Origin of the sequence: Xanthomonas sp. NCPPB 1067 (assembly GCF_020783795.1) — a bacterium.
Classification (GTDB): domain Bacteria; phylum Pseudomonadota; class Gammaproteobacteria; order Xanthomonadales; family Xanthomonadaceae; genus Xanthomonas; species Xanthomonas melonis.
The window spans coordinates 1-17,668 of sequence record NZ_JAJGQG010000010.1 but is presented as its reverse complement, the minus strand read 5'-3'; the positions used below and the strand labels follow the sequence as shown (position 1 = coordinate 17,668).

Sequence of the window (17,668 nt, the reverse complement as noted above, 5' to 3'; positions counted from 1 at the left end):
AGTTGGCGCATGCCGGCCGAACGCTCCCACGATGCACGCCTAGGCGGCCGGGCGCTCGGACCAGACGGCCAGTACGCTGCCGCCCGGCTCGCGGAAATGAAACCGGCTGCCGCCGGGGAAACCGAATACCGGTTTGACGATCTCGCCGCCGGCCGCGCGCACGCGCTCGAGCATCGGTGCCAGATCGTCGGCATACAGCACCACCAGCGGGCCGCCCTCCTCCGGAGCCGCGACCGCAGTGCGGTAGAACCCGCCGTCCAGGCGGCCGTCGTTGAACGCCAGATAGTCCGGACCATACGCCTGGAACTGCCAGCCGAAGACGCGTTCGAAGAAGGCGCGGCTGGCGTCCGGGTCGATGGAGGCGAATTCCACGTAGTCGATCCGGCGTTCGCGCGTGGCCAGGCTGTCCATGGCCGGGCTCATGCCAGGCGCTCCAGCAATTGCGCCGCTTCGGCGCGGGTGGCGTCGTCGCCGCTGGCAGCCACTTCCAGCAGCAGGCCGCGTGCGGTGTCCCTGTCGCCCAGGTCCATATAGGCCACGGCCAGTTCCAGGCGATCGCGGCCGGCAGAGGCGAAGTGCCGATCCGCGGCAGGGTTCGGCGCGGCGACCGCAACGGCAGGCGCCGATTCGATCTCCAGCCGCTCCTCCGGGGCCTGTGCCTGCGGGAGTGGCTCCGGATCCATGCGCTGCTGTTGGTCGCCCGACACGACGGGCGTGGCCCCGGGTTCGGCGATGCCGGGATGCGCAGCGTCGGGCTGCGCCGGATGCACAGCGGCCCGATGGCCTGCAGGCTCGGATGCGATCGGAGGGGCCGTCGGAGTGGCACGCAACGCACGCCACTCGTCGCTGTTCACCGTGACCGGTGCAGCCAGCGGGTCGGCCGCCTGCGGCTCGCGGCGCAACACGTCCGACAGCGCAGGCTGCGCCTCGTGCGCGCGCTCGTCTTCACGCAGATCGGCCTGTTCGAACTCGGTCTCGTGCACCACGTCGCGTTCGCTGGGCACGGTGGCCTGGCGGTCATCCGGTGCGGCACCCGTGCCGGCAGGAGCAACGGGAGGCATGAAGTCGAACTGGCGACGCGGCAGCGGCGGCAACGGCGAAGGCTTGCGCCGCTGCGCGGCCAGCCACGCGACGACCGCCGCCACGATCAGCACCAGCCCGCCGATCAGCCACATCGGAACACCGCCACCCTGCGCAGCGGCTTGCGGCGCGGCGGCCAGGCGCTTCTGCGCGGCGGCCAGGTCGGTGTCCTTCATGGCGATCAAGGCTTGCTGTTGCTGCTTGAGCTTTTCCAGATCGGCGACGCGTGCGCGCAGATCCTGCAATTCGGCATCGCGGGTGGCGATGTCTTCCTTGGCCTGTTGCAACTGTTGGTTGGCCGCCATCTCGCCCTCGCCTTCGGCACTGGTGCCGGACGTGGCGCCGGCCTGATTGGTCTGACTCGCCACTGCCGGGGCGATTTCGAGCCGCGCACCGCTGCCGGCCGCGGCGGCTGCCGGTGTGGCAGGCGCAGGCACCGCTGCCGCGGCACCAGCCTCGGCCGGCTGCGGAATCGCCGACCGCGCCTGCCGCCATTGGGCCGCCTGCTCGCGCACCATCACTGCCGCTTCGGCGGCACCCACCTGGGCCAGCGCGTCCTCCTGCGGGGTGCGCAATACCGCGCCCTGCTTGAGGCGGTTGATGTTGCCGTTGATGAAGGCATCCGGATTGGTGCGCAGCAAGGCCAGCATGGTCTGATCCAGCGAATGCCCGCTGGAGCGCGCGACCGTCGCTGCGATCTCCGACAAGGTCTGCCCCGCGCGCACCGCCGGCAGCGCATCGCCGGCTTGCGTGGCCGCCGCGGCGCCGGCAGCCGGACGGGCGGACGACGCGGCCGTGCCCGAACCCCGCCCCTCACGCGCACCTGCGGGCGCAGCGGCGGGTTCTCGTGTAATCGTGTTGCTGGCGCCGGCGCGCGGCGCGTCGATGGCCGGCTCGGCAATGGCGGCCGCGGTGTTGGGTGCATCGACCAACGCGGAGTACTCGCGCACCAGCCGGCCCTGATTCCATTCCACCTCGATCAGGAAGTTGATCGCCGGCTGCTCCACCGGCTGGCTGCTGGTCACGCGGATCACCGCGCGCCCGCGTACATCCTGCGCGAACTGGAACTGCAGGTTGCTCACCAGGCCTTGCGGCCGTTCCAGACCGACGCGCGCGAACGTGGTGGCCGAAGCCAGGGCCACGCGCGCGTTGTCGAGTTCGCCCGGCTCGTTGGAGATGACCGGGATCTCGGCCACCAACGGCTGCCCGGGTCGGGACAGCACCCGGATATCGCCCAGCCCCAATGCCATGGCTGCGCCGCTGCAGGCCAGCAGCAGCAACGCGCCCAGTGCTTGTGTCGGACGCATCGCGCCCCTGCCCCTCTGTTTCATGGGCATCAATATAGCCGCTGAATGAGCGAAAGTCGTTCGTCACCAGGCGTGACTGTGCTGACCGTGTCGCAATGTGGCATCCATGCACACGCACGGGCCCTCCGGGCGGCTCGAACGACAACGCGTCGGCGGCGCCGGACCTCGAGCGCGCCATCGCCATGGTGCTATGGGCAGCGCGAATGCACGCGCGCGAGTGGCCATGCGCGCGGCCTTGGAACTCAGGCATCCGATGCCCGAGGGCTCGACCTGGCATGTGCCGCAGCTTGCGTGGGGAGGCGCGATGCGGCCTCGAAGGAGAGGCCACATCGCGCAGGCCGGTCCCGCCTGACCGAGGGCCTAGCCCTCCTGCGCGACCAGTTCGGCCAATTGCACCGCGTTGAGCGCAGCGCCCTTGCGGATGTTGTCGGCCACGATCCACAGGTTCAGGCCGCGCGGATGCGAGAAGTCTTCGCGGATGCGGCCGACGAACACCGCGTCCTTGCCGGAGGCATGCGTGACCGGCGTCGGGTAGCCGCCAGGCTTGCGCTCGTCCACCACTTCCACGCCCGGCGATGCTTCCAGCAGCGCGCGTGCCGCTTCCACGGTGATCTTGTCGCGGGTCTCGATCGCCACGGCTTCGGAGTGACCGTAGAACACCGGCACGCGCACCGCGGTGGGGTTCACCTGAATGCTGTCGTCGCCGAGGATCTTGCGGGTTTCCCACACCAGCTTCATCTCTTCCTTGGTGTAGCCGTTGTCCTGGAAGTCGTCGATATGCGGGATCAGGTTGAAGGCGATCTGCACCGGGAAGCGCTGCGGGTCGATGTCCTGGAAGCTCAACAGCTCGCTGGTCTGCTTGCCCAGTTCTTCCATCGCCGAACGCCCACCGCCGGACACCGACTGGTAGGTCGCTACGTTGATGCGCTCGATGCCGTATTGGCGGTGGATCGGGCCCAGTGCCACCAGCATCTGCATGGTCGAGCAATTGGGGTTGGCGACGATGCCGCGCGGACGCTGCTTGAGCGCTTCCGGGTTGACTTCGGACACCACCAGCGGCACGTCGTCGTCGTAACGGAAGGCCGAGGAGTTGTCGATCACCACCGCACCGGCCGCGGCGAACTTGGGGCCGTATTCCTTGGACACGCTGCCGCCGGCAGAGAACAGCGCGATGTCCACGCCACTGGGGTCGAACTCGGCCAGATCCAGCACATCGACCTTGCCGCCGTTGAAGTCGACCTGCCCGCCCGCCGAGCGCGAGGACGCCAGCGCGTACAGGGTGGCGACCGGGAACTGGCGCTCGGCCAGGATGCTCAGCATGGTCTCGCCGACAGCGCCGGTGGCGCCCACGACCGCGACGTTGAAACGACGGTTTTCGTTGCTCATGAGATTGTCTTTATCGAAGAAGGAAAGAGAAAGAGCACTGCGGGCTGGGTTCGGGGAACCTCCAACACTGGCCGCGGAGGTTCCCTATCGTTTGGTCGAGTCGGTTTTGCTCGCGCCCACGCTCGCGCCGCCGCGTTTGGCAGCTGCAATCGCGTCGGCATTGAGCGCGCTCGGCGGATGGCCGGCATTGGGGCCTTTGCCCAACGCGGCCATCAGGTTGTCCACGGCCAGCTGCACCATCGCGCGGCGCGTGGCCAGGCTGGCGCTGCCGATATGCGGAGTGAGCACCACGTTGCGCAGCGCCAGCAGTTCCGGACGCACGGCGGGCTCACCCTCGTAGACGTCCAGGCCGGCACCGGCCAGGCGCCCGTTGGCCAACGCATCGGCCAGCGCGCACTCGTCGACCAGACCGCCACGGGCGATGTTCACCAGCGTGGCGGTGGCGCGCATCTTGCCCAACGCGGCCGCGTCGATGATGTGGTGCGACTCCTTCGTATACGGCAGCACCAGCACCAGATGATCGGACTGCGCCAGCAAGGTCTCGAAATCCACGTACTGCGCGCCCAGCGCCTGTTCGGTGGCGGCCGGCAATTGGCTGCGGTTGTGATAGAGCACGCGCATGCCAAAGCCGTGTGCGCCGCGCCGCGCGATGCCCTGCCCGATCCGGCCCATGCCCAGGATGCCGAGCGTGCTGCCGTGGATGTCGGCGCCGAGCATGGTCTTGAACGACCACTGCCCCCACTGCCCGTCGCGCAACCAGCGCTCGGATTCGGTGATGCGGCGGGCGGTGGCCATCAGCAGCGCGAAGCCGAGATCGGCCGTGGTTTCGGTGAGCACGTCGGGCGTGTTGCTGGCCAGGATGCCGGCCGCGCTCAAGGCGTCGATATCGAGATTGTTGTAGCCCACGCCGACATTGGCGATGGCGCGCAGCTGCGGCGCCGCCGCGATTTCGGCCGTGCCGATGCGTTCGTTGAGCGTGACCAGGGCGCCGTCCAGCGGTGCCAGTTGCGCGGCCAGCTCGGCCGGCGAATACGCGCTGACGCGCTCGGTGGTGGTCAGCTCGAAATGTTCGCCCAGCTGCGCGACGACATCGTCGAACAGCGGCTGGCTGACCCACACCTTGGCGCGCTGCGCGTCAGACATCGACCTGACCGGGAATGCGCGGCGCCACCTCGCCGACGTCGCCGCATTGCGCGCGGTGCCGCAATGCCTGATCCATCAGCACCAGCGCCATCATCGCCTCGGCGATCGGGGTGGCGCGAATTCCGACGCAGGGATCGTGTCGGCCGGTGGTGATCACATCGACCATACGGCCATCGGCATCCACCGTGGCGCCGGGCAAGCGCAGGCTGGAGGTGGGCTTGAGCACCATCGAGGCGGTGATCGCCTGGCCGGTGGAGATACCGCCGAGGATGCCGCCGGCATGGTTGCTCAGAAAGCCTTCCGGCGTGATCAGATCGCGGTGTTCGGTGCCCTTTTGCGCGGCACTGGCAAAACCGTCGCCGATCTCCACGCCCTTGACCGCATTGATACTCATCAGGGCGGCGGCCAGTTCGGCATCGAGCTTGCCGTAGATCGGCTCGCCCCAGCCCGGCGGCACGCCGCCGGCCACCACGTCCACGCGCGCGCCCACCGAGTCGCCGGACTTGCGCAGTGCGTCCATGTAGCTTTCCAGCTCCGGCACCTGCGCGGCATGCGGCCAGAAGAACGGGTTGTCCTCCACCGCGCCCCAGTCGAAACCGGTCGGACGGATCTCGCCCAGCTGCGACAGGAAGCCGCGCACCAGCACGCCGTAACGCTGCCGGAGCCACTTCTTGGCGATGACGCCGGCAGCGACGCGCATGGTGGTCTCGCGTGCCGACGAGCGCCCGCCGCCGCGCGGATCGCGAATGCCGTATTTCTGCCAGTAGCTGTAGTCCGCATGGCCGGGGCGGAACTGCTGGGCGATGTTGGTGTAGTCCTTGCTGCGCTGGTCGGTATTGCGGATCAGCAGCCCGATCGGCGTGCCGGTGGTGCGGCCTTCATAGACGCCGGAGAGGATCTCGATCTCGTCCGCTTCGCGGCGGGCGGACGTATGCCGGCTCCTGCCGGTGGCACGCCGCTGCAGATCGAGGGCGAATTCTTCCGGCGCCAGCTCCAGGCCCGGGGGGCAGCCATCGACCACACAGCCGATCGCCGGCCCGTGCGACTCGCCGAAGGTGGTGACGGTGAACAGCTTGCCGAACGAATTGGCACTCATGCGCGCAGACTCATCGCTGCGCAGCCAGCTCGCTGATGCGCGCATGGTGGGCGATCAGCTCACGGCATTCCACCGCGAAGATCCCCATCTGCCCGACCTTGAACTCGACCCAGGCCAGATCCACTTCCGGCAGCAGCTTGATCAGATGCTGTTCGGATTCGCCGACCTCGCAGATCAACAGGCCGTCTTCGCTCAGGTGCTGCGGCGCATCGCGCAGGATCTTCAGCACCAGATCCAGACCATCGTCGCCGGCACGCAGGCCGAGTTCGGGCTCGTAGGAGTATTCCTGCGGCAGCGCATCGGTTTCGTCGTTGGTGACGTACGGCGGGTTGGTCACGATCAGGTCGTACTGGCGGCCAGCCAGGCCGGTGAACAGATCCGACTTGAGCAGGGTGACGTTGTCGGCATGCAGGCGCGCCTTGTTCTCGGCGGCCAGCGCCAGCGCATCGTCGCTGATGTCCACACCGTCCACGTCCCAGTGCGGGTTGTAGTGGCCCATCGCAATGGCGATGCAACCCGAGCCGGTGCACAGGTCCAGCGCGCGGGTCACCTCGCGCCCGCCCAGCCACGGCTCGAAGCCGGCTTCGATCAGCTCGGCGATCGGCGAGCGCGGCACCAGCGCGCGCGCATCGCTCTTGAAACTCAGGCCGGCGAACCAGGCCTCGCCGGTGAGATAGGCCGCCGGCACGCGCTCGGTGATACGGCGCTCGAACAAGCCCAGCACCCGCTCCTTTTCCGCCCGCAGCAACCGTGCCTGGCCATACGCCGGGCCCAGATCGTGCGGCAGGTGCAGGCTGTGCAGCACCAGTTGGGTGGCCTCGTCCAGCGCATTGTCGTAGCTGTGGCCGAAGGTCAGACCGGCTTCGTTGAAACGGCTGGTGCCGTAGCGGATCAGGTCGATGATGGTGTGCAGTTCGTCGGCCGCGGCGGCAGTCATGGCAACAACTAAAGAGGAATCGGCCCCCGATTATAGAGGCCGGATCGGTATCATGAGCGTCCGTTGCACTGGAAACCGCCATGTTCAATCGCAATACCGGCATCGTGCTGCTGGTGGCGCTGGCCGCCGGCCTGGGGCTGTTGCTGGGGCAGAAGTTCCTCGGTGGGACGCCCAGTTCGCCGTGGCCGCCTACCAAGACCATCACCTTTTATCCGCAGCCGCGCCCGCTGCCGCAATTCAGCCTACGCCAGTCCGATGGCACCCAGCTCGTTCCCGGCGAACTGAAGGGCCACTGGACCCTGGTGTTCCTGGGCTTCACCTTCTGCCCGGATGTCTGCCCGACCACCCTGACCGATCTGGCCGTGGCACAACAGCAGTGGCAAAGCATTCCCGATGGCTTGCGCCCGCGTGTGCTGTTCGTTTCGGTGGATCCGCAGCGCGACCCACCGAAGCGACTGGGCGAATACGCGCACGCCTTCCACAAGGACACGCTGGCCGCCACCGCCGACGTACCGGCGCTTGAGCGCTTCGCCACCGCATTGGGCTTCGTGTTCCAGAAGGTGCCGGGCAAGAACTTCGATCAGAACCCCAACGACTACAGCATGGATCACTCGGCCGGCATCGCCGTACTCGACCCGCAGGGCCGCCTGGCCGGCCTGATCCGCCCCCCGCTGGACCCCAAGGCGATTGCCGCCGACCTCCAACAGCTGACCAAGGTAACCGCTCCGTGAGTCTTGTCACTTCCCTGACCTACGTGCTGCCGCACCGGTTGCTGTCCTCGCTGGCGCGCGCGCTGGCCTACTCCGATACGCCCTCCACCAAGCAGTGGTTGATCGACACGGTCACGCGCAAGTTCGGCGTGGATCTGAGCGAAGCGCAGGAGCCGGACCCGCGCGCCTACCCCACCTTCAACGCGTTTTTCACCCGCGCCCTGAAGCCCGGCGCACGCGTGCCCGACGCCGACCCGACCGCCTTGCTGATGCCGGCAGACGGCCGTATCAGCCAGCTCGGGCCGATCGAGAACGGCCGCATTTTCCAGGCCAAGGGGCAGTCGTTCACTGCCGCCGAATTGCTCGGCGACGAAACCGCGGCAGCGCCGTTCCGTGACGGCTCGTTCGCCACCGTGTACCTGTCGCCCAAGGACTACCACCGCGTGCATATGCCGTGGACCGGCACCCTGCGCGAAACCGTGCATGTGCCCGGCCGCCTGTTCAGCGTTGGCCCGGATGCGGTACGCAAGGTGCCACGCCTGTTCGCGCGCAACGAGCGCCTGGTCTGCCATTTCGACACCGACTTCGGCCCGATGGCCTCGGTGATGGTCGGCGCGCTGCTGGTCTCGGGTGTGGAGACGGTGTGGAGCGGCGAGGAGATTCCGCGCTATGGCGATCGCATCACGCGCAAGGATTACCGCGGCAAGGGCATCGTGCTGGAGAAGTTTGCGGAGATGGCACGTTTCAACTACGGCTCCACGGTCATTGTGCTGCTGCCGCCAGCTGTCGCCACGCTCGATGCCGGACTCGCCGCCGAAACGGCCGTCCGCCTTGGCCAGGCACTTGCACACCGGCAACGCGTCTAGCGAAGTCCTCGCTGGTAGCGGACCCCGGCCGCGACCAGGCATTGCCGACGATGCGTCGTACATCCCGGCGCGCAGTCGGCGTCGTGCATTCGCGCGCGGCCGTCGTCACAGGACTCCACCAGCATGGCACCGCCGGCGCACGGTTCAGCGATCGCAACCGGCCAGCTTGATGCTTTGCCCCGGCTTGAGCGCGTACGCCGGCGCCTTCAGGCCATTGGCCTTGGCCAGCTGCTTGATCTCGCACTGGTACTTCTGCGCCACGCGGCCCAGCGTGTCGCCCTTGGCGATGGTGTAGCTGCGCGCCTGCTTGGCCTTGGGCTTGGCGACCGCCGGCTCGCCGGTGGCCACTGTCGTCGGTACGCCGGCCATCGGACTCACGTCACCCACCGCCACGCTGGGCGTGTATTCGATAGCGCTGCTGCTACGGACAATCGCGCTATTGAGGTCGGCGGTAATCAAAGTGCGCGCCAGATCCGCGCGCGGGCCGCTCACGCAGTAGCGCGTGTACAGGCTGGCGATGCGGTTGGTGGCATTGATGACGGTACCGGCGGGCATCCAGCCATCGGGCTCGTAGCGCGGGTTGAGATTGCGCAGCGCGCGCATGTAGCCATCGCGCGTACCCATGCTGCCCAGGCAGATGGTGAGCTCATAGATGGTGGTCGACTTGGCCAGCTTGATCGTGGCCGGCTGCGCGTCGAGCTTGGCGAAGTCCACGCCGTACTGGCGCGGGTGCAGGAAGATCCATGCCGCGGCGATCACCATCGGCACGTAATCCTTGGTTTCGGCCGGGAACTGGTTGTAGACGTCCTGTTCCCAGAACCCGCGCCCACCGGATTGCGCGAACACACGCGCCGCGCGGCCTTCGCCACCGTTGTAGGCCGCCAGCGCCAGCTCGATGCTGCGATTGAGCCCGGCCATGCGTTCGTTGAGGTAGGCGGCGCTGGCCTCGGCGGCGCTGCGCGCATCGAAACGCGTGTCGAAACCGGTGCCGTCCGGGCCCAGCCCGAAACGCCGACCGGTGGCCGGCATGAACTGCATCAGCCCGGCGGCACCGGCGCGCGAGTTGGCGTGCACCTTGCCGTTGGACTCCTTGGCCATGATGCCGAACAGTAGCGCCTCGGGCAGGCCGCGCTTCTGCCATTCCGGCCACATCACCCCGCGCAGGTTGCTGTAGTTCTCGTAGCTGGTCATCAGCGCCGGCCGCATGTCGGTCAGCCAGCGACGGATACCGGCCTGCACCGCCGGGTTGTACTGCACCATCCGGTCGAACTCGTGGCGCCGGTCGTTGAGCAGCGAGGCGGCGCGCGCAGCTTCGGGCACCCCGTTGGCAGCCGGGCCGAGATGGTCCGGATCGGCCTGCAGCAGGGTGTCATCGTCTTCCGGATCTTCCGCTGCCGGCGCTTCGGCATCGGCACGTGCCTTGAGCAGGCGCTTGTAGGTCGCCAGCTGATTGGAGACCAGGCAACCGCGCTGCTTGATGCAGGCATCGATCACGTCCTCCATGTCTTCCAGCGCGGCGTCGCCTTCGGCAGTGCCCTTGGGATCGGAGTTGTTGACCAGCACCAGGGCGTCGCGGTAGCGCTTCTCGGCGGCGGCCATCCGCGCATCCAGCGCGGCGACCTTCTCGGTATCGCGCCTGGACAGGGCCTGGGCGGTGGGAGCGAGGGACAACAGCGCCAGCACGGCCAGCACAGGCCATGGGCGCAAACCAGAATGAGCGAGCGGCATCGTCGGCAGTACAGCGGAAAGGCAGGCAGGGTAGCCGCCGGGGCGACACCGGGGCAAGGCGGCGCGCCCGCCAGGGTCAGTGGGCCGTTAGCTTGGCGATCAGGCCGGTCGCGGCACTGAGCGACCGATCGCACGATCCGGCGGCGCGCCACGCAGCTGTTCCAGTGGCACCGGATCGGCGGCTCCCTTTGACGCGGCCACGTTGGCCGGCCCGGGTTGCCCGCTAGAATCGGGCTTTCCCACCGGATCTGTGCAATGGCCTCGTTCCTGCTCGGCAAAGGCGTCACCGACGATATCCCGGTCATGCTCGAAGGCCGCTTCGGCAACCGCCACGGCCTGGTCGCAGGCGCTACCGGCACCGGCAAGACGGTGACCTTGATGACCCTGGCCGAGGGCTTCTCGCAGCTGGGGGTGCCGGTGTTCCTGGCAGACGTGAAGGGCGATGTGGCGGGGCTGGCCATGGCCGGCGACGGCGCACCCGGCGTGCTGCAGCGCGCCAAGGATGTGGGCATTCCCGACTACGCGCCGGCCGCCAGCCCGGTGGTGTTCTGGGATCTGTACGGCCAGCTCGGCCACCCGGTGCGCACTACCGTGAGCGAAATGGGTCCCACCCTGCTGGCACGCATCCTGGAACTCAACGATACCCAGGCAGGCGTGCTGGACATCGTGTTCAAGCTCGCCGACGACCGTGGGCTATTGCTGCTGGATCTGGACGATCTGCGCGCGCTGCTGGCGCTGGTGGTGGAAGAACGCAAGGAACTGTCCACCAGCTACGGGCTGGTATCGGCGCAGTCGGTGGCAGCGATCCAGCGCGCGCTGCTGCGGCTGGCGCAGGATGGCGGCGAGCAATTCTTCGGCGAACCGGCACTGGAACTTGCCGAACTGATGCGCGTGGCACCGGACGGGCGCGGCGTGATCGGCATCCTGGCGGCCAACCAACTCGTGCTCAAGCCGAAGCTGTATTCCACGTTTCTGCTGTGGCTGCTGTCCGAGCTGTTCGAAGGCTTGCCGGAAGTGGGCGACCTGGAACAGCCCAAGCTGGTATTCGTGTTCGACGAGGCGCACCTGCTGTTCGACGATGCGCCGGCCGCGCTGGTGCAGCGGATCGAACAGGTGGTGCGGCTGATCCGTTCCAAGGGCGTGGGCATCTATTTCTGCTCGCAGTTTCCCGACGACATCCCGGACACCATCCTCGGCCAGCTCGGCAATCGCGTGCAGCATGCCTTGCGCGCCTACACCCCGCGCGACCAGAAGGCGGTCAGGACCGCGGCGCAGACCTTCGTGGCCAATCCCAAGCTCGATGTGGCGAGCGCCATTTCCAGCCTGGGCACCGGCGAAGCCCTGGTCTCGCCCCTGCAGGGCAAGGGCGTGCCGGCGCCGGTGCAGCAGACCCTGATCGCCCCGCCGCGTTGTCGCATGGGTGCCCTCAGCGCGCCCGAACGTGCGCAGCTGCGCGCGGCCAGTCCGGTCGGCACGCGCTACGACACGGCCATCAACCGCGAATCGGCGGCCGAACGGCTGGCACGCCGCGTCGAACAGGTCGCTGAGCAGACCGCCGCCCCGCCCGCACGCACCCGCCAGGAAGAGGACGCGCAGGACAGCGGCTTCGGCAAGGCGGTCAAGGACGCCGTATTCGGCACCGGACGTCGGCAGGGGATGCTCGAAACCATGGCCAAGCAGACCTCGCGCACGATAGGCAGCAAGATCGGGCAGCAGATCGTGCGCGGGATTTTCGGCAGTATCTTTGGCGGGAAGCGTTGAACCCAGACATTAAATGAGGAAGCACCATGAGCAAGGATGCCAAGAAGACTCTGCTGACCTGCACGATTGCCCTCGTGCTTGTCGTCGTCAGCACGGCCTCAGCTGAACAGAGAGGTCAAAGTGATCTTTGGCCTCTAAAGCGGCAGCAGGTACTGACCGGCACCTACACGGGGCAACTCAGCTCCTACACGCAAGACTGTCAAACTGTCCGCGCAGAGCTTTTTCTTTCGATGCCGACTCCCAGCAGAAACATGCAGCGCTACACGTTAAAAACCACCTGCATCGCTGGCAACCAACTGAACCGCCCACCCCGCACGATTACCGGTGCCTGGGACATGGACGAGGCCAGCGGTAGCTGTCTGGTGCTCAACTTCATGGACGTCGACGATCCGATGGTCGGACCGAACATCTACGGGTTTGCTGTCGAAGAGGATCCTCTCCCCTCGGACCACAAGCATCCCATCTATGTCCTCGCTCAAGACGGCCATAACTGCCACAGCGGTAGATCCCCGGAATATGACGACAAGATGCTTAGAAGGGTGCGCTGACAACGGTACGCCTTTTTGTGCGAGGGACAGTGGCGAGTAAAGGCCAGTATTTTTGGGTTGGCTATCTAAAACAGCTCTACTTCTACGGACCATTAGCACTGCTGCGCAAAACTCGCAATTTTGCGGTCATCGCAAGACTGCGACGCGACACCTGCGCCGTCTAGCAAGGCCAGTACTCTGAGGAAGCCAATTTTCAAGTTAATTCAGCACGCCATGCAACTTGGCGTACTGCAACAACATGATGGTCTTGGCATCGGCAATTTCGCCGGACGCAATCATGCCAGCGCTGCGTCAAGCGGCAGTTCCAGCACTTCGATCTCTTCGCCGTCTTCTTCGACCCCGCCGCCGGCGCTCACCTTGTCGCCGTCGAAATACTCGCCGACGAAGAAGCACAGGCGTTCGGTGACCAAGCTGGGGCTCATGAAGGCCTCGAACACCTTGCGCACGTTGTCGATGCGGCCGCCGGTCTCTTCTTCGGTTTCCTTGCGGATGCAGGTCAGCGCATCACCCTGGTCGAGCAGGCCGGCGCAGGCTTCGATCAACATGCCGTCCGGGTTGCCATTGAGCAGCGTCGGCAGGCGGAATTGCCGGGCCAGCATCACCGTCTGTCTGGCGCGGCTGTAGAGCAGGATGGTGGCGCCATTGCCGCGGTCATACGCCTCGCGCGACGAGGTCTGCAAGCGGCCGTCCTTGCGCTGAAAGTCGAAGGTGACCTTGCGCAGCACATACCAGTTGTCCGGCAGCACATCGATGCTGCGAATTCGAACCTGCGGGGTGTCGGCGACGGATGGATTCAAGCGAGATTCCTTGCAATGAGGGGACGGGCCACACCTTCGCGGTTGCACGCACGCACATGCCGCCTGCAGCAACGTCGCCACATGCCGGGCGGCGAACAGGTAGCGGCACAGGTTCTGTGCAGAAGTCCATGCCTGGCCGATAGGCATGACGGCCACGGCCCGCCGGTTGCAATGATCAGGATGATCGCAATCGTCGCGAGCACTGCGTGTGCCAGCACCATCGGCACGGCTTCGCGCGACCGACCGGCAGGCCCGCCTCCGCCAGTTGCCTGCGTCACGCCGCCCACCGCTGCGCGCAGGGCAGCCGCCGGGGCCACAGGCGGGCGCCCCGACCCCACTCGACCGGACCTAGACGCGCCAGAGGAGATGCCGCAATTGCGCACGGCCGCGCATCGCCTCACAATCCCTTCACATCACACGCTTGGGGAGCGTCATGGAAGATCGTTTTCGCGCGCGCAAGGTTGCCGCGCAGGCTGCGCCCGCAGCGTTCTGGACCCGCATTCCGTCCATTGCCACCTACCCGCTGCGTGGCTCGGCGCTCTACGCGTTGATCGCGCTGACGCTGTGCAGCACGCTGCTGGTGCTGCCGGGGATCCTGAAACTGGTGATTGCCGGCGTGCTCGGCATGGCGACCTACACTTATGCCTTCGACATACTGCGTCACACCGCCGATGGCCAACCCGATGCACCCCGGCTCGGCTATGACAGCTTCGACAGCGCAGTGCTGCGCCTGATCCTGCTGGCGGTGGCGCTGGGCATCGTTATCGGCGTGGCCGCCGCGATTGCCGGCCCGTTCGGGCTGACCCTGGCCTACCTCGGCAGCATGTTGCTGCTGCCCGGCATGCTGATCTCGCTGGCCATCGACGGCAGCCTCCGCCGCGCGCTCAACCCCGCCGTCTCGATCGACATGGCGCTACGGATCGGCTGGCCGTATCTGGCTGCCTACGGCTTGCTCTACGTGATCCAGGGCAGCGGCACGGCCGCGGTGTTCTTCGCATTGAAGTACCTGCCGCCGCTCGTGCGCGAGGCGACGGTGATGATGACCTCGATCTGGAGCCTGTTCGCCAGCTTCCACCTGCTGGGGTATCTGGTGTACCAGTACCACGAGGAGTTGGGCTACGTCCCCAGCGGCGGGACTGCGCACGAGCGCAGCGATCCCGATCAGCGCCTGCTCGACGAGGCGGACCAGTACCTGCGCGACGGTCATGCCGACGAGGCCTTCCAGGCCTTGCGCGGCGCGGTACGTTCGCGCGCGGTGAGCCTGGCGGTGCACGAGCTGTATCAGCGGCTGCTCCGCCAGCATCATCGCAACGACGAGCTGCGCGAACACACCCGCCAGTACATCAACCGGCTGCTACAGGAAAAACAGGAACGCCGCGCACTGGCACTGCAACGCGAGGCGCTGGATCTGGATGCGGCGTTCACTCCGTTGACACCCGAGCAGGCCACTGTGCTGGCAGAGCGCGCCAAGATGGCCGGCCAGTTCCAGCTCGCGACCGACGGCCTGCTCGCCGCCATCGCGGCCTGGCCGCGCGACCGGATGCTGCCCGCTTGGTCGCTGGATGCCGGCCTGATGCTGGCAGAGCGATTCGGCCGCGATGAGCAGGCACGCGCGGTGCTGCAGCAGGCACTGGAACAGTGCGACGACGATGCCCGGCGCGCCAAGCTGGAAACCGCATTGCGCGCAGTGACGATCCAACCCGCCTGAGCGGCCATTCGAAGCGCGACCAGCATCGATCGGAGCAAGCGGCCCGGGGGGCGCGGTATGCATGCCGACACCAGCGATGCACTCGCCCCACTTTCGATCATCGAGCTCGGGCCGACGTCCTCGCCACACAGCAACTGCAGCGCTGTCAGGCGTGCAGTTGCCGCAGTCTACGTCGTGACCGGCATAGCCCTACGACCGGCAGTCTGCATCCACCGGAATGCACACGCAGGTTAATCGTGCTCCAGCAGAAAGCGCGCCTTGCTCGCCTGCCCCTGCTCGGGAAACTGCTCCAGCACCAGCCTTAGCAGGCGTGCGCGCTGTTCGCCGGCCTGCAATTCACCATGGCGCAGCGCCAGCACGAACCAGCGCTGGGCAAGCTCGGCGCGCGGGGCGGTGCTGTCGCACTCCTTCAGCAGGCGCTCGGCATCGGCCAGCAAGCCGGTGCGCAGGCAGGCATCCACCAGGGCCAGCCGCGCCGGCAACTCCAGCGCGGCGCGGTCCTTGCCGAGCTCCGCAGCCACACCCAGTTGCAGGCGGGTCTGCTCGGCATTGTGCGTGGGCAGACACACCAGCGTATGCGCGTGTCGCACGGCCTCCTGTCGACGGCCAGCGTTCCGCGCGGCGCGATAGCGGGCCAGCGCGATCTCCAGGCTCTGCGGCATCTCGGTTGCCAACTCCGCCAGCAGGCGTTCGGCCTCCTGGTTTTCCATCCGCCCCAAGTGCCGTTGCGCGCGCTCCCAACGGTCGTCGCGCTGTACGGCATCCTGCTCGTCCATGAAGTCCGGCCGGGTCTGCCTTACGGCCACCAGCAATGCGCCGAGCAGTGCACCGCTGATCAGACCGCCGGCATGCGCTTCGAATGCGACCCCCGCGTTGCCGCTGCCCAGCAAGCTGTACAGCTCCCAGCCCAACCACAGCGGCAGCAGCAGGATCGCCGGCCCCCGCACATAGTTGAACACCACGAAAAACCAGTAGAAAAACCTTACCCGGCGCCGCCCCCACACCACACAGAACGCGCCCATCAGGGCGGCGATCGCGCCGGACGCCCCCAGCCCACCACCGGGCTCGCCCCAACGCCACCACAGGCTGGCCGTGCTGGCGCCGAAGCCGCCCAGCAGGTACAGCAGCAGGAACCAGCCGCTGCCGATCGCGCCTTCCAGCAAGGTGCCCAGGGCCAGCAGGAACACCATGTTGCCCAGCAGGTGGTCGGCATTGGCGTGCAGGAAGGTGGCCGTGAGCATCCGCTGCGGCGACCACTCCGAACTGCGTTGCAGATGGCGCAGGGTGAACACCCGCGCCAGGCGCGCGTCGTAGGGCGCACGCAGACCGCGCCACTCGCGCCGCTGCGCGTCGTCCTTGAACAGCGTGCCTTCGCGCAGTGCCTGCCCGAAGGCGACATCGTGCAGCGTCAGGTGGGCCAGATAGGCGATGCGCTGCGGTACAGGCACCGATTCCAGCCTGGCCTTGCGCGCGGTACGCAGCCTGGCGTCGGTGGTGCGCTCCAGATAGCGCGCATGCGCCTGCGCTTCCAGCCTGCCCAGCCCGGACTCGACGTAGTAACGCACGGCGTTTTCGACCAGGTCGTCGTCCTTGCGCTGGTAACCGACGTAGACGATGACATTGATCAGCACCAGCAGCAGCGTGACCCACGGGATGTTGTGGCGCGACCAGGGTTTGTGCAGCGGCATGATCAACATGACGACGTCCGTGTCCCAAGAATGGCGCAAAGCTTCGCCGTGCGGCCACAGATGCGCAAGTAGGTCGTGCGCGCTAGCATCGCGCCCCACCCTTCGCCCCCAGGTCCGTCCATGAGCCGCTGGCGCCCACCCGCCGAAAAGAGCACTGCGCTGATCACGCCCGATGGGCATGCCCGCCTGAAGGCCGAGCTGGAAGAGCTGTGGCGCGTGCGTCGGCCGGAGGTGGTCCGCGCCCTGGCCGCGGCCGCCGCCGAGGGCGACCGCTCGGAAAATGCCGAGTACACCTATCGCAAGAAGCAGCTCGGCGAGATCGATCGCCGGGTGCGTTACCTGAGCAAGCGCCTGGAAGCACTGCGGGTGGTGGACACCGCGCCCACCGACCCGCAGGCGGTGTTCTTCGGCGCGCAGGTGGAGCTGGAGGATGCCGACAGCGGCGAACTGCTGCGCTACCGCATCGTCGGCCCAGACGAAACCGATGCCGCGCGCGGCTGGATCAGCATCGATTCGCCGCTGGCGCGCGCACTGCTGAAAAAGCGTGTGGACGACGAGTTCGAGGCGCTATTGCCGGCAGGCAGGCACACCTTCGTGGTGGTGTCGGTGCAGTACGCGCCGCTGTAGTGGGTGCACGGCGCGCAGGGTGATCGCGGCGCCGGCATCAGTGACCGCGGTTATCGACATGCAGCGCCTGGACGCCGATTGCCACCGGGACTGCCTCGTCGCGCGCGGGCAGGCTCCTGTGGCTGGCCTGCCGGTTGGAGGCTGGGCGCCGATGGTTCGGCACATGCGGGAGCCAACGCCACCGTCCAGCCGACATCCCGCTGCGTCTAAGAGGGTGTTTACATAATCAAGTTACTAACCGGCGAAGCAGCAACCTCGCTTCGGTCAACCAGACCCACGCTTCGGC

At 67.2% G+C, this 17,668-nt stretch carries 14 protein-coding genes and 1 pseudogene; 6 read left to right on the top strand and 9 right to left on the bottom strand.

Going from position 1 to position 17,668, the window contains the following annotated elements; genetic code table 11:
- Positions 1 to 39 precede the first annotated feature (39 nt).
- The 6 genes from LL962_RS09795 to prmB form a co-directional block, all read right to left on the bottom strand.
- On the bottom strand, positions 40 to 423 hold the full coding sequence (locus LL962_RS09795; protein ID WP_228316763.1) for a VOC family protein: 384 nt from the start codon (positions 421 to 423) through the stop codon (positions 40 to 42).
- A complete protein-coding gene (locus LL962_RS09790) occupies positions 420 to 2,387 on the bottom strand; it encodes a FimV/HubP family polar landmark protein (protein WP_228316762.1) in 1,968 nt (655 codons plus the stop codon). Before LL962_RS09790 ends, LL962_RS09795 begins: the two co-directional genes overlap by 4 nt.
- Before the next feature lie 360 nt (positions 2,388 to 2,747).
- The gene (locus tag LL962_RS09785; protein ID WP_228316761.1) at positions 2,748 to 3,773 is read right to left on the bottom strand and encodes an aspartate-semialdehyde dehydrogenase; all 1,026 of its coding nucleotides are present in this window, start codon (positions 3,771 to 3,773) and stop codon (positions 2,748 to 2,750) included.
- An 84-nt stretch (positions 3,774 to 3,857) separates the two neighbouring features.
- Positions 3,858 to 4,916: a 2-hydroxyacid dehydrogenase gene (locus LL962_RS09780; RefSeq protein WP_228316760.1), complete on the bottom strand. Its 1,059-nt coding sequence runs from the start codon at positions 4,914 to 4,916 to the stop codon at positions 3,858 to 3,860.
- A complete protein-coding gene (gene aroC, locus LL962_RS09775) occupies positions 4,909 to 6,012 on the bottom strand; it encodes a chorismate synthase (protein WP_228316759.1) in 1,104 nt (367 codons plus the stop codon). Before aroC ends, LL962_RS09780 begins: the two co-directional genes overlap by 8 nt.
- A 10-nt stretch (positions 6,013 to 6,022) precedes the next feature.
- Positions 6,023 to 6,949 (bottom strand): 50S ribosomal protein L3 N(5)-glutamine methyltransferase, encoded by a 927-nt coding sequence (prmB, locus tag LL962_RS09770; RefSeq protein WP_104588804.1) that lies wholly within the window; start codon positions 6,947 to 6,949, stop codon positions 6,023 to 6,025.
- A gap of 80 nt (positions 6,950 to 7,029) precedes the next feature.
- Here prmB and LL962_RS09765 point away from each other — a divergent pair, with 80 nt between their 5' ends.
- Together LL962_RS09765 and asd are read left to right on the top strand one after the other, a co-directional pair.
- Positions 7,030 to 7,680, top strand: coding sequence for an SCO family protein (locus LL962_RS09765; protein ID WP_228316758.1), 651 nt, complete (start codon positions 7,030 to 7,032; stop codon positions 7,678 to 7,680).
- Positions 7,677 to 8,525, top strand: coding sequence for an archaetidylserine decarboxylase (gene asd, locus LL962_RS09760; RefSeq protein WP_228316757.1), 849 nt, complete (start codon positions 7,677 to 7,679; stop codon positions 8,523 to 8,525). Before LL962_RS09765 ends, asd begins: the two co-directional genes overlap by 4 nt.
- A gap of 144 nt (positions 8,526 to 8,669) precedes the next feature.
- Here asd and LL962_RS09755 read toward each other — a convergent pair whose 3' ends face one another.
- Positions 8,670 to 10,253, bottom strand: coding sequence for a transglycosylase SLT domain-containing protein (locus LL962_RS09755; protein WP_146092450.1), 1,584 nt, complete (start codon positions 10,251 to 10,253; stop codon positions 8,670 to 8,672).
- Between the two features lie 255 nt (positions 10,254 to 10,508).
- On the opposite strand from LL962_RS09755, the gene LL962_RS09750 reads away from it, so the two are divergent.
- Both LL962_RS09750 and LL962_RS09745 read left to right on the top strand, forming a co-directional pair.
- Entirely contained in the window at positions 10,509 to 12,014 is a 1,506-nt protein-coding gene (locus tag LL962_RS09750; RefSeq protein WP_228316756.1) for a helicase HerA-like domain-containing protein, read from the top strand.
- Between the two features lie 26 nt (positions 12,015 to 12,040).
- A complete protein-coding gene (locus LL962_RS09745) occupies positions 12,041 to 12,562 on the top strand; it encodes a hypothetical protein (protein WP_228316755.1) in 522 nt (173 codons plus the stop codon).
- 198 nt (positions 12,563 to 12,760) lie between these two features.
- On the opposite strand, the pseudogene LL962_RS09740 reads toward LL962_RS09745, so the two are convergent.
- Positions 12,761 to 13,359 (bottom strand): annotated as a pseudogene (locus LL962_RS09740) (NUDIX domain-containing protein).
- 433 nt (positions 13,360 to 13,792) lie between these two features.
- On the opposite strand from LL962_RS09740, the gene LL962_RS09735 reads away from it, so the two are divergent.
- Positions 13,793 to 15,067, top strand: coding sequence for a hypothetical protein (locus LL962_RS09735; RefSeq protein ID WP_228316754.1), 1,275 nt, complete (start codon positions 13,793 to 13,795; stop codon positions 15,065 to 15,067).
- Positions 15,068 to 15,297: 230 nt separating this feature from the next.
- Here the strand turns inward: LL962_RS09735 and LL962_RS09730 are convergent, their stop codons facing one another.
- Positions 15,298 to 16,764 (bottom strand): rhomboid family intramembrane serine protease, encoded by a 1,467-nt coding sequence (locus LL962_RS09730; protein ID WP_228316753.1) that lies wholly within the window; start codon positions 16,762 to 16,764, stop codon positions 15,298 to 15,300.
- Between the two features lie 111 nt (positions 16,765 to 16,875).
- Between LL962_RS09730 and greB the strand changes: the two genes are divergently transcribed.
- Positions 16,876 to 17,382 (top strand): transcription elongation factor GreB, encoded by a 507-nt coding sequence (gene greB, locus LL962_RS09725; protein ID WP_104588809.1) that lies wholly within the window; start codon positions 16,876 to 16,878, stop codon positions 17,380 to 17,382.
- Positions 17,383 to 17,668: the final 286 nt, after the last annotated feature.